10 protein-coding genes are annotated in these 13,087 nt (G+C 29.1%); all 10 read left to right on the top strand.

Annotated features, from left to right (window positions below; all coding sequences use genetic code 11):
• Nucleotides 1-562: 562 nt before the first annotated feature.
• The 10 genes from GXK56_RS17690 (at nucleotide 563) to GXK56_RS17645 (ending at nucleotide 12,943) form a co-directional block, all read left to right on the top strand.
• Nucleotides 563-1,264 carry a response regulator transcription factor gene (locus tag GXK56_RS17690; RefSeq protein WP_160689819.1) on the top strand — a complete coding sequence of 234 codons (702 nt, stop codon included), beginning with the start codon at nucleotides 563-565 and terminating at the stop codon, nucleotides 1,262-1,264.
• A gap of 268 nt (nucleotides 1,265-1,532) precedes the next feature.
• Nucleotides 1,533-2,453, top strand: coding sequence for an ABC transporter ATP-binding protein (locus GXK56_RS17685; RefSeq protein WP_160689817.1), 921 nt, complete (start codon nucleotides 1,533-1,535; stop codon nucleotides 2,451-2,453).
• On the top strand, nucleotides 2,446-3,192 hold the full coding sequence (locus tag GXK56_RS17680) for an ABC transporter permease (RefSeq protein WP_160689831.1): 747 nt from the start codon (nucleotides 2,446-2,448) through the stop codon (nucleotides 3,190-3,192). Before GXK56_RS17685 ends, GXK56_RS17680 begins: the two co-directional genes overlap by 8 nt.
• Before the next feature lie 85 nt (nucleotides 3,193-3,277).
• Nucleotides 3,278-4,027: an ABC transporter permease gene (locus GXK56_RS17675; RefSeq protein WP_160689815.1), complete on the top strand. Its 750-nt coding sequence runs from the start codon at nucleotides 3,278-3,280 to the stop codon at nucleotides 4,025-4,027.
• Between the two features lie 68 nt (nucleotides 4,028-4,095).
• Nucleotides 4,096-4,848: an ABC transporter permease gene (locus tag GXK56_RS17670; protein WP_160689813.1), complete on the top strand. Its 753-nt coding sequence runs from the start codon at nucleotides 4,096-4,098 to the stop codon at nucleotides 4,846-4,848.
• A gap of 47 nt (nucleotides 4,849-4,895) precedes the next feature.
• Entirely contained in the window at nucleotides 4,896-5,795 is a 900-nt protein-coding gene (locus GXK56_RS17665) for a HAMP domain-containing sensor histidine kinase (protein ID WP_160689811.1), read from the top strand.
• Between the two features lie 310 nt (nucleotides 5,796-6,105).
• Entirely contained in the window at nucleotides 6,106-6,627 is a 522-nt protein-coding gene (locus GXK56_RS17660; RefSeq protein WP_160689809.1) for a hypothetical protein, read from the top strand.
• 344 nt (nucleotides 6,628-6,971) lie between these two features.
• Nucleotides 6,972-8,873 carry a sigma 54-interacting transcriptional regulator gene (locus GXK56_RS17655; RefSeq protein WP_160689807.1) on the top strand — a complete coding sequence of 634 codons (1,902 nt, stop codon included), beginning with the start codon at nucleotides 6,972-6,974 and terminating at the stop codon, nucleotides 8,871-8,873.
• Between the two features lie 246 nt (nucleotides 8,874-9,119).
• Entirely contained in the window at nucleotides 9,120-10,142 is a 1,023-nt protein-coding gene (locus GXK56_RS17650; protein ID WP_160689805.1) for a molybdopterin-binding protein, read from the top strand.
• A 65-nt stretch (nucleotides 10,143-10,207) separates the two neighbouring features.
• Nucleotides 10,208-12,943 (top strand): molybdopterin-dependent aldehyde oxidoreductase, encoded by a 2,736-nt coding sequence (locus GXK56_RS17645; RefSeq protein WP_160689803.1) that lies wholly within the window; start codon nucleotides 10,208-10,210, stop codon nucleotides 12,941-12,943.
• The last annotated feature ends 144 nt before the right edge of the window (nucleotides 12,944-13,087 follow it).

Below are 13,087 nucleotides of genomic sequence, written 5' to 3'. Positions count from 1 at the left end.
CGGTGGTGTGAGAGGACGCTAAATAAAATAATTATTTAGCTCCTACTCGATTATAAAGAATAGAAACAGTTAGAACGATGATTCCAGCAAAGTTTATAGTTATGAGTAGAAAAAGTTAACTTTGCTAATAGAATAAATTTAATTATGAAGTTTATAGTATAGAATGAACAAACTAGTAAATCAGAAAAACTTAGTTTGAATATTTAAATAAAGTATTATATAAAATAAAGAAAATTAATTTGTATTTATATTAATTAATATTTATTTAAGATTTAAGTTTTAATTCTATAGTATAATTTTTACAGTAAAACCAAAATTGAAAAAATATATGGCGAATAAAGGAATTGTATTTATGATATATGTGTAAGTTCTAATTAATTAACTTCATAAATTTGGATTTGTTAATAAGTAAAAAGTAGGAGTGGAGAGTTTAGGTTAGAAATTCACAGAATTTCTCTTAGTTATTACTTCCAATACAATTTCCTGTTTGATGAAAAAAATTTTAGATTATATAAACTTATAAAACTATAGAATTTTAAATACAGTTCAAAATGGAGGAAACATGGATAAAAGAGCTAAGATTTTAGTGGTTGAAGATGAAAATGATATTAATAAATTGATTTGTAGCATTCTTGAAAATAAGGGGCATAGAGCTAGAGCAGCTTTTTCAGGAACAGAAGCATTAATGTGTTTGGAAAATGAGACATGGCATATGATTTTATTAGATTTAATGATACCAGGGATTAGTGGAGAAGAAGTTATATTAAAAATCAGAGAGATAACAAAAGCCCCAATTATTGTAGTAAGTGCAAAAACAGCTAAAAAGACAAAACTAGAATTATTGGAAAAAGGAGCAGATGATTTTATTTGTAAGCCTTTTGATCCTGATGATTTAGTTGCAAGGGTTAATTCTAATTTAAGGAGATATTTAGAATTTTCTATAGATATGGAAAAGAAAAATGATATTTTAAGTTATAAAGATATTACTTTAAATATAGAAAGTAAAATAGTAAAAGTGGGACAAGTATTGGTTACTTTAACGGCAAGGGAATTTTCAATATTGGAATTATTATTAACCAATCCTAACAAGGTATATAGTAAATCTAATATTTTTGAAAGTATTTGGGGAGAAGAGTTTTTAGGTGATGATAATACAGTAAATGTTCACGTGAGCAGGTTAAGAAATAAATTATGTAGTGCCAGCAGTAACAATGAAGATTATATAGAAACAATTTGGGCAATGGGATATAAGTTAAGAAGATAATTTTAACGATTTAAGCTTTTTGAAAGACTTTAGTAAAGTTTTCTTATAGATTGCAGGATATTGTTAAAATAGATTTATCTGATGTCTAGCCGCTGTAACACTCTCACTTCTATAAGTGGGAGATAACAGCGGCACGACCCTAGATAAGTTCAACTAAGATTCAGATGGGGATCAAACCCCACCTGAATAAAGTTTCACTTAACAAGAGGAGACAAAATCTGAAAGTAAATCATTTAATATGTTTGCTAGAGAAGGAAGGGATATAGTAATGAATGAATATGTTATTAAAGCTAGTAACATAACAAAGATATTTAAAAAGCATAAAGTTTTAGATAAATTATCTATAAATATTAAGAAAGGTGATATTTATGGATTTGTAGGTAAAAATGGTTCTGGCAAGACAACTATGATAAGAGTTCTTACAGGGCTTGTAATTCCAAATGGAGGACAAGTAGAACTGTTTGGACATAGTGAAGAAAATGAGATTATAAAGGAAAGAAGTAGAATAGGTGCATTAATTGATTCGCCAGCAATTTATCTTAATATGACTGCAAGAGAAAATCTTGAGCTTATTAGAATTCAAAGAGGAATACCAGGAACTAAATGTATTGATGAAGCTTTAAATTCAGTAGGTCTTAAGGATATTGATAAGAAGAAAGCCAAGAATTTCTCACTTGGAATGAAACAGAGATTAGGAATTGCTATGGCACTAATAAGTGATCCGGAATTTTTAATCTTAGATGAGCCTATAAATGGATTAGATCCAATTGGAATAAAGGAAATAAGAGAACTTTTACTTAAATTAAATAAAGAAAGAGGAACAACTATTTTTATATCAAGTCATATACTTTCTGAGCTTACTCAGATTTGCAATAGATATGGCTTTATTGATGATGGAAAATTAATTGAAGAAATAACTGCAAGTGAGTTTTTAGATAAATGTAGAAGTTATCTTCATTTAAAAACAAGTGATTCTTCAAATGTTTCTATTATTTTAGAAAATGAACTTGGTATAAAAGATTATGAAGTTTTTCCAGATAATATTGTAAGAATTTATGATGACTTTGATGGAGAAAAGATTACTTTGGCCCTAGCTAAACACAATATAGGAGTTAGGGAAATAATGAATATGGGGGAATCTCTAGAGGATTATTTTACTAAGTTAGTTGGAGATGCTAATGATGAGTAATTTAATTAGAGGTGAATTTTATAAATTAAGAAAAAGCAGATATTTTATTGGAATGATTTTATTATCACTAGTTTCTGCATTTCTTATAATGAGTAAATATGATGATAATATACATCGGTTAGCTGGAGCAAATCCTGAAATTGCTTCAGGAATGTATTCAATATATTACCCATTTACATGTATCATATATACAAGTTTTTTATTTTCTTTATTTGCAGGGGAATTTATCGCTAGGGATTTAAAAAATAATATAAGTAAAAGTTTTATATATGGATATAAGAGAAGTGAAGTTATTTTAAGTAAATTAATAGTATTTATAACATTTTCATTATTTATAGAACTAATTTATTCAATAATTGTTTTTTACTATGCAGGTAGAGCATATTGGTTTGATTATGATGTTGAAAACATACTAGCTTTAATTAGGATAATTGGTATTGGAATTTTGTATAATGTGGCTACAATATCTATAGTTGCTATGATTGCAGTAATTACAAAGAATATATTGGTTACAATTTGTTCACCAATTTTATTTTCACTATTATTTCCAATATTAGTTAGTCAAACTTTTGTTTCAGTTATAGTTGCATATTTATGCCCATTTATTATTGGTGAAGCAGCAATAGCAAGATTTGCACCAACATCAGATATTATAATTGGAATAATTTCATCATTGGTAACACTTGTTATAACAATTGGCGGGAGCTTAATATATACAAAAAGGGAAGATGTTAAGTAATAAGTGAAGAATTATGTGAATAACTTCTTTATTATTTATATTATTGTGGATAAAAAATAAATTAATTTTTTAAGGAAGGAAAATAATGATTAATTTAATCAGAGGAGAGTTTTATAAATTAATAAAAAGCAAATACCTTAATGGAATGATATTTTTAGGAATATGTGCTGGATTCTTGTTAATAGTTGAATTTGAGCATGAAGGAAAAAGAATGTTTGGAGATATAAATACAGTGAATATAATTACATTTGTAATGAACGTTATTATATTTAGCAGTTTTATTTTTGCTGTATTAAGTGTAGCATTTATTGTTGATGATTTTAATAACGGTGGAATAAACAGAAGTTTTAGCTATGGATTTAGAAGAAGTAAAGTAATATTAAGCAAATTAATAGTGTTTATGATATTATCTTTAGGAATGATACTTCTTTATACAACAATTTTAATCATATATGTTTCGTATTTTTATGGTTTATCTGGTAATTTAGATTCTAATACTATTTTGTATTTAGTTAGAACAATTTCAATTGGATTAATTTATAATTTAGCAACCATATCTATAATTTTTATGATTGCCACAATAACAAGAAGTAATTTTTGCACACTTATTTCATCAATGATAATATTTATTACTTTTATAATTGGAATGAATCCATATACATACCCATTTATATCAGAGTTAGCTTTTTTCTTGCCATATTGCATTGGTCATTCAGCTATATTTATGTTTGCTAGAAAAATAGAAATTATACTATGTATAGTTTCATCTGTTATAACTTTCATTATAACAATTGGAGGAAGCTTATTATATATAAAATATAAGGATATAAAGTAAAGCTAGAAAACTTGAATTGTAGAGATGTAAGTGAATAAATTGATTATGTATGGAAGGAAGAGAATATAATGATCAATCTAATTAGAGGAGAATGGTATAAATTAAGAAAAAGTAGATATTTTCTTGGAATAATATTTTTGGCAGTAATATTTGGCATGTTTTTAACAGAGATGTGGATTGAAGATAGGGAAATGAATCCAACATTCAATGATGTAATAAAAAATGGAGCAATGTCAATTCAATATGCTTATGAACGTATTTCAATGGGGAGTTTTCTATTTGCGTTATTTGGTGAAATGTTTATAGTTAATGATTTTAATAATAGAAATTTTGTTAGGAGTTTTAGTTATGGGTTTAAAAGAAGTAAACTAATACTAAGTAAACTTATAGTATATATATTGTTTTCTTTGTTTTTAGAGTTGATTTATACAATAGTATTAGTCACATATGTCTCAAATAAATATGGTTTTTGTGGAAAGATAAATGGGGATTTTATACTATATTTATTTTCTGTAGTAGTCAGCTTAATATTGTTTAGTATAGCTATAATAAGCATAATTGCTGCAGTTGCAATAATAACAAGAAGCTTTTTCATAACATTAGTTTTACCTATAATGATTTTTGGTAGCTATATTTATATGTATAAAAATGTAGGATCACATTGTTTTGTTTTATTTTCTTGTATGCCTTGGCTTAGACCTCTGGTAAATTTTCAATATGAAGCAGATAGTATAATAAGTATAATATCATTAATTGTAATGCTTTCTATGACAATAGGAGGAAGTCTATTGTTTATAAGACAGAAGGATATTGTAAATTAGAACATATATATTGTAAGAAAAGATACGCACAAGTTAGGAGGGGTGAGATGAATTTATTAGCTATTATATTGATTATTTTAATAATTATATTTTTAATAATATTCATAAAATTACGTTCTTATAAAAAGCAAATACGAGATATTACTGCTCAAATCAAAGATTTCAAAGATAGAAAAACAAACAAAAAGATTAATACTCAAATGGCGGATAAAGATATAGAAAATTTAGCTTGTGAGATTAATGAATACTTAGAACTTTATAAAAGAAATGAACAGGAAAAAATAGCTTTTGAAAATACATTAAAACAAGGAATAGCCAATATGTCTCATGACTTAAGGACACCTCTAACTTCAATAATTGGATACTTAAAATTACTTGAAAATGATGAAATAGATAAAGAAGAAGCATTAGCTGTGCTTAAAAATAAAACTAATAAATTAAATGTTCTTATAAATGACTTTTTTGATTTGGCATCAGTTGAAAGTGAAGATTATGAATTAGATATTAAGAGAATAAATTTAACTAATATTCTACAAGAAGAAATTTTAGCTCTTTATGAATCTTTTGAAAGTAGAGGCTTTGAGCCTATGATTAACATTATTGATAAACCTATTTTCATAATGGGAGATAAAGACAGCTTAGAAAGAATTGTAGATAATTTACTTTCAAACGCATTAAAATACGCTGAAGGAGATATTAAAATAAACTTAGAAGAAGTAAGCGGTAAGGTGGTTTTATCAATTTCTAATTCATGTACAACTTTAGCAAAAGAAGATGTAGAACATATTTTTGATAGATTTTATATGGCGGATCAAGTGAGAAAAGGTAAGGGAGTAGGACTTGGATTATCTATAGTTAAAAGTCTTGTTGAAAAGATGAATGGAAATATAACAGCTAAACTTGAAGATGATGAGCTTTATATAATATCCCAGTGGGAGGTTATATGAACAACCAAATGAAAATATTAATAATTTATTTTAATCAAGTATTTAGGCACAACCCTAAATAATAGAGAGTTATATTTATCTATTATTTTGAGATGTGCCTTATTTATATGAGTGAAAGCTGCTTTAATTATTAGTTTTTTGTGTAATATAAATATTTAATGTTTTTGAAAGGTTTTAGAAAAGTTTTCTTAAAATATGTACATTATTATAGAAACATAACCAAGAAAGAAATATTTAAATAAGGGCGCCATGGCTGTCACTATGACAGACATTATTAACAAATAAATTAAAATAGATAGGAGTAGGAAATATGATTAAAAATTTTGAAAAAAGTACTAAAAGAGTGGTTGCATTAGCAGCAGTAGGTTTAGTCTTAAGTGGAGCAGGAGTTATGGCTGGATCAAAGGTATATGCATCATCATCAACCACAGCTATTGAAAGTAAAATACAAGATAAAATTGATTATGCATTTGTTGATGATTCAGAAGCAGTAGGAAAATGGGAAGTAGTTGATTTTGTTAAAAACATTGATGATTTCAAAGCAGATGAAAAACAATGGAGGGGAGAAGAGTTTCTAATAAGTATGACAATTCTTTTAGATGGAAAGATGGCTCCATTTGAAGCGAAAGGAAGGGAAACAAGTAAAATAAGTCCGCTTACATCAGTTACTTGGACAAAAGGATATATTTTGGATAGTCAAGATAAAACATCATCACAATATACAATAAAAGAAATCAATGGAACTAAATATATGTTTATGCAATGGAAATCAGGAGATTATACATTAAGAGGTATGACACCATGGTATTATGTTTTTAAAGCAGCTAAATAGAAATAAGAGATTTTAAAAAGTATATAATTAGATTTACCACATATTAAAGATTACCTATTTAATATGTGGTTTTCTATTGAAGTTTTTATTAACTATAGTATTAATAAAACTAAAAAAATACGTTTAACATAGTTTATATTAAGTATTTTATTCACCAATATTAGGGGGTTCTCTTTGTAATAAGAAAAGAAAACGTTTATAATATAATCAAAGTACAAATAATGACCTTAATTTACAATGCAGTATAAGAAGTGAAGAATTATTACTAAGCTAGAAAAATATTTTTTATTATGAAACTTTATCTAAGGGAAATAAGTATCATATAAGTAGAAGGATGAGAGCGTATGGAAGATTACATTGAAAAATCTCAAAAGAGATCTGTATTAATGGGGATATCATCAAAAAATTTATTTAGTACAAAGATAGTATTTGGTATTGAACTTCAAGATATACTTTATAAAAATAATGAGCTTATTCAGGCAGCAACTCCATTTATGAATCATTTATATAATTTTGTGAAAAAATCGGAATTTTTTGCAACCTTATGTGATGGTGAAGGCTGTATATTAAATATACTAGGTAATGAAAAAATATTAAGTGAAGCTTTAAAATTAAAAATGATTAAAGGTGCATATATGGATGAAGCTCATATTGGAACTAATGCAATGAGCCTTGCTATATCAGAAAAAGCACCTGTTCAGATTTCTGGAGAAGAACATTTTATTGAAGCGTATCACAAATGGACATGTTCTGCAGCACCAATTAAAGATATAAATGGAAATGTTATTGGCGTCATTAACTTAACTGGATATATGGGAAATGCACATCCTCATACTCTTGGTATGGTAGTTGCAGCAACTGATGCAATAGAGACAATGCTTGAGATAAATAAATATAATTCAATGCTTGAAATTTCTCAAAAACGTTTGGAAAACACCTCAAATTCAATTTCTTCTGGAATTTTAAATTGTGATTTATTTGGTAATATTATAAGTATGAATAAGCAGGCTATAGGAATGCTTGGATGTACTACTGATGATATAGTAAAAATAAAAATTTCTGATTTTATTCAAAATTGGGAGGAAATAATCAAACATATAAAAGTTAAAAATACTCTAATTAATGAAGATATATATATTCATGCAAAAATTAATAAATTACAATATAACTTTACGTTATATCCAATATATGATTCAAAAATGAATATTGAAGAAATTACTGTAGTAATTAACGAGGTAAAAAAGAGTAAAAAAGCTTTTGAAAAATTATCATGTAGTCATGCAAGATATACTTTTTCACAAGTTATTGGGAAGAATGAGAATTTTGTAAGAATAGTTAATTATGCTAAAAAAGTTGCTGATAGCCAATCTACAATATTAATAACAGGTGAAAGTGGTACTGGAAAGGAAGTTTTTGCACAAGCTATACATAATTATAGTACACGCAAAGATGAATCCTTTATAGCAGTAAATTGTGGGGCGATTCCAGGTTCTCTTATAGAATCTGAGTTATTTGGATATGAGGAGGGCGCATTTACAGGAGCTAAAAAAGGAGGAAATCCTGGTAAATTTGAAATTGCTGATGGGGGGACAATTTTCTTAGACGAAATAGGTGAAATGCCAATCGATATGCAGACAAAATTATTAAGAGTAATTGAAGAAGGTGTTATAACTAGAATTGGAAGTTCAATTGAGATACCTATTGATGTAAGGATAATAGCAGCTACAAATAAAAATCTAAAATATGAAATAGAAAGTGGTAAATTTAGAACAGATTTGTATTATAGAATAAATGTTATACCAATATGTCTGCCACCACTTAGACAGAGGAGAGAAGATATACCTGAACTCGTAAATTATTACATGAAGAAAATATCCCAAAAGCTTAATAAGCAAATTATTAATATACCTGAAGCATATATGAATTATCTTGTAAGCTACAATTGGCCTGGAAATGTAAGAGAATTAGAAAATGTAATAGAATTAGTGGTAAATTCTGAAGAATTCAATTTTAATCTAAATAATAAAGTAGATGAAATAAGAATCAGCCAATCAAATTTAAGTGAAAATATTAGTTTAGAATTAATGGAAAAAAAGCACATAATTAAAGTTTTAAAAGATGTTAAAGGAAATATGACCTTAGCAGCAAATATGTTAGAAATTGGAAGAAATACTTTATATAGAAAAATAGAAAAATATAAAATTGATTATTCCAAAATAGAACACTGTTCCGAAGTGGAACAATAATTGTTTGATGAATTGTATCGAAATAGAACAGTTTATATATTTTAAATATAAATGTTGTTTGAATTTAGTATTGAGATTAAGTAAATAGAGGACTAAGAAGCAATTTTTATATCATTACTGTTTTGGCATAAAAATTGCTTTTAATATATTATAGTCAAATAAAATTAAAAAAACTTATGTCTAACTATAACCAACTAATTATTAAAAATTGAATAAACAATTTGTTTACAGTTAGGAGGAATCTAAATGAAGTCTGTTCCAGTTGAAGAAGCGGTAGGTATGGTATTGTGTCATGATTTAACCAAAATTGTTCCAGGAGAATTTAAAGGAGTTGCATTTAAAAAGGGCCATATAATAACAGAAGCAGATATACCTAAAATGTTGGATATAGGTAAAAAAAATATTTATGTTTGGGAAATGCAAGAAGGAATACTTCATGAAAACGAAGCTGGAGAAAGGATGGCAAGAGTAGCAGCAGGTAAAGAAATTGCATTTAGCGAACCAGCAGAAGGCAAAGTAAGTTTATTAGCTAATTGTAAAGGTTTACTAAAGGTTAATATAAGTGCGCTAGAAAAAATTAATGTATTAGATGAAGCAATGATTGCCACCTTACATACAGACATTGTAGTAGAAAAAGGCACTGTTGTTGCAGGAACAAGAATAATACCTCTTTTTATTGATAAATCAAAAATTGAACAAATTGACGAGATTTGTAAAGAGGAAGGTCCTATTATTTGGATAGAGCCATTAAAAACCATGAAAGTTGGAATAATTACAACCGGTAGTGAAGTTTATACAGGTAGAATAAAAGATAAATTTGGACCTGTTATTAGAAATAAAATTGAGGAAGTTGGCAGTGAAGTTATAAAACAAATTCTCGTTTCTGATAATGTGACCATGATTGTAGATGCAGTAAACGAGTTGTTGGAAGTGGGAGTAGAAATGATTATTGTGACTGGGGGGATGTCAGTAGATCCTGATGATGTTACTCCAGCTGGAATAAGGGAAGCGGGAGCTGAGATTATATCTTATGGCGCACCAGTGCTTCCAGGAGCAATGTTTTTAATTGCATATAAAAATGATATACCTATTCTTGGACTTCCGGGATGTGTAATGTATAACAAAACAACAGTATTTGATCTTATACTTCCTAAAATCATGGCAGGAGAGAGGATAAAAAGGCAAGACATTACAAGGCTTGGGCATGGTAGCTTATGTCTTAATTGTAAAGTTTGTATTTTTCCAGCTTGTAGTTTTGGCAAGTGGTAATAATTAGGTTATGACCTTTAATTAAGGTTATGCCTTTTTAAATAAAAAATTAAGGGGGATTTCAAATGTTAAAAAAAGTACTAAAAATTAATGGTGTTAATAGGACTATTATTGTGAATCCAGAAACTTCACTTTCAGATGTTTTAAGAAAACAACTGTCTCTTACTGGTACTAAAGTGGGTTGTGGAAAAGGTGAATGTGGTGCATGTAATGTAATAATGAACGGCAAAGTTGTAAAATCATGTATAACTAAAATGAAAAGAGTGCCTGATGAAGCTGAAATTATAACTGTTGAAGGCGTTGGAACGCAAGATGATTTACATGATATTCAATTTGCATGGATGATACATGGTGCTGCACAATGTGGATTTTGTACCCCTGGTTTTATAGTTAGTGCAAAGGCCCTTTTAGATGAAAATAGTGATCCTACAAGAGAAGAAGTAAGAGATTGGTTCCAAAAAAACAGAAATGTGTGTAGATGTACAGGATATCAGCCATTAGTAGATGCAGTAATGGAAGCAGCTAGACTTAAGAGGGGAGAAGTTACAAGAGAGCAACTATGGCCTAAGCTTTCAGTAGGGGCAAGTATGCTTGGAACAGGAGCAATAAGACCATCTGCATGTGCAAAGGTAACAGGTACTTGGGACTTTGGGGCTGATCTTGGATTAAAACTTCCAGAAGATACTCTTCATATAAAACTTGTTCAAGCTACAGTTTCTCATGCAAATATTATATCAATTGATACCTCAGAAGCTGAAAAAATGCCTGGAGTATATAGAGTTTTAACTTATAAGGATGTAAAAGGAACAAATAGAATTAATGGTTTAGCTTTCCCATCCAATAAAGGTGATGGATTAGAAAGACCAATATTAAATGATAAGAAAATATTCCAATTTGGTGACGCAATTGCAATGGTACTAGCAGATACACCTACACATGCAGAAGAGGCAACTAAAAAAGTTGTTGTAGAAATTGAAGAATTGCCTGCATATATGAGTGCGCCAGCAGCCATGGCAGAAGATGCAATAGAAATTCATCCTGGAACACCTAACATTTATTTTGAAACAGGAGTTGTTAAAGGGGAAGATACTGCTCCTTTAATGGAAAAGTTACCTAATGTTGTTGAAAATGATTATTACGTAGGTAGACAACCTCATCTTCCAATAGAACCAGATGTAGGATTTGCTTATTTTAATGAAGATGGAAAATTAGTAATTCATTCAAAGAGCGTAGCACTACATTTTCATGCACTTATGATTGCAGATGGTATTGGTATGCCAATGGATAAAATTTCAATAGTGCAAAATCCAACAGGAGGAACTTTTGGATATAAATTTAGCCCTACTATAGAAGCTTTACTTGGGGTTGCTGCTATGGAGACAGGCAAGCCAGTATATCTTGAATTCAGTATGTATCAACAAATTACTTATACTGGAAAGAGATCACCATTCTTTATGCATTTAAAGATGGGAGCTGATGAAAATGGTAAAATTCAAGCTTTAGAAACAGATTGGTCTGTTGATCATGGTCCATATTGTGAATTTGGTGATTTACTAACAACTAGAGGCTCACAATTTATGGGTGCTGGATATGGAATTAAAAATATTAGAGGACAAGGAAGAACAGTTTCTACAAATCATGCATGGGGCTCAGCATTTAGAGGCTATGGTTCACCACAAAGTTTATTTGCTTCAGAAGTATTGGTTGATGAACTTGCAGCTAAAATGGGAATTGATCCATTAGAATTCAGATATAATAATGTTTATAGAGAAGGAGATACAACTCCAACAGGATGTGAACCTGATGTAATTGTGCTTCCACAATTGCTTGATATGATTCGTCCTTACTATAAAGCAGCAAAACAAGCAGCTATAGAAAGAAATAAATCAAGTATTCACAAGAAATATGGAGCTGGAATATCACTTTTAATTTACGGATGTGGTCTTGATGGTCCTGATACTTCAGAAGCTTGGGTTGAACTTACTAAAGATGGAGCAATAGTTGGAAACTCATGGGAAGATCATGGTCAAGGGGCAGATATGGGAACTTTAGCAATAGCATATGAAACCTTAAGAAAAGCAGGAATTAATGCAAGTGACATAAAATTAGTATTGAATGACATGAATTTTACTCCAAATAGTGGGCCAGCAGGTGGAAGTCGTTCAAATGTTCTTACAGGAAATGCAACTAGAGTTGCCTGTGAAAATTTACTTGAGGGTATGAAAAAAGAAGATGGAACTTATAGGACATATGATGAAATGGTTGCAGAAAATAAGCCTCTAAAATATGAAGGAAAATGGACTGCACCATGTACAGCTCCAAGTGTTGAAACAGGACAAGGTAATCCATTCCCAACTTATATGTATGGAGTTTTACTTGCAGAAGTTGAAGTGGATGTGGATACTGGTAAAGCTCATGTTGATAAATTGACATGTGCTTCAGATGTGGGTGTTATTGTAAACAAACTTGTGGTTGATGGTCAAATACTTGGTGGACTTGCTCAAGGTATTGGTCTTGCATTAACCGAAGACTTTGAGGATCTTAAAAAGCATACTACTATGACAGCTTGTGGTATACCACAAATAAAAGATATCACTGATAATATAAATTTACTTTACCTAGAAACTCCAAGACCACTTGGACCATATGGAGCATCAGGTACTGGTGAAATGCCATTATCAGCTCCTCATGCAGCTATAATTAATGCAATATATGATGCTTGTGGAGTTAGAATAAGACACCTTCCAGCACTTCCAGAAAAAATTCTTGCTGGATTGAAAAAAATAAATAAATATTTATAAGCCCTAATTAAATATATGCATTGAAAATAGCTTCATTAACCAGAGCATAATAAAGTTATTTACTATAATATAGTTTTAAATTAATAATCAAAGCCAATAGAATAATAAGAATTTAGGATGAAAGCCTACAAAAAAGTTTAAGAA

The organism is Clostridium sp. C2-6-12, assembly GCF_009928485.1.
Taxonomy (GTDB): domain Bacteria; phylum Bacillota; class Clostridia; order Clostridiales; family Clostridiaceae; genus Clostridium.
The sequence above is the reverse complement of the archived record's forward strand: the minus strand, read 5'-3'. Positions and strand labels throughout refer to the sequence as shown.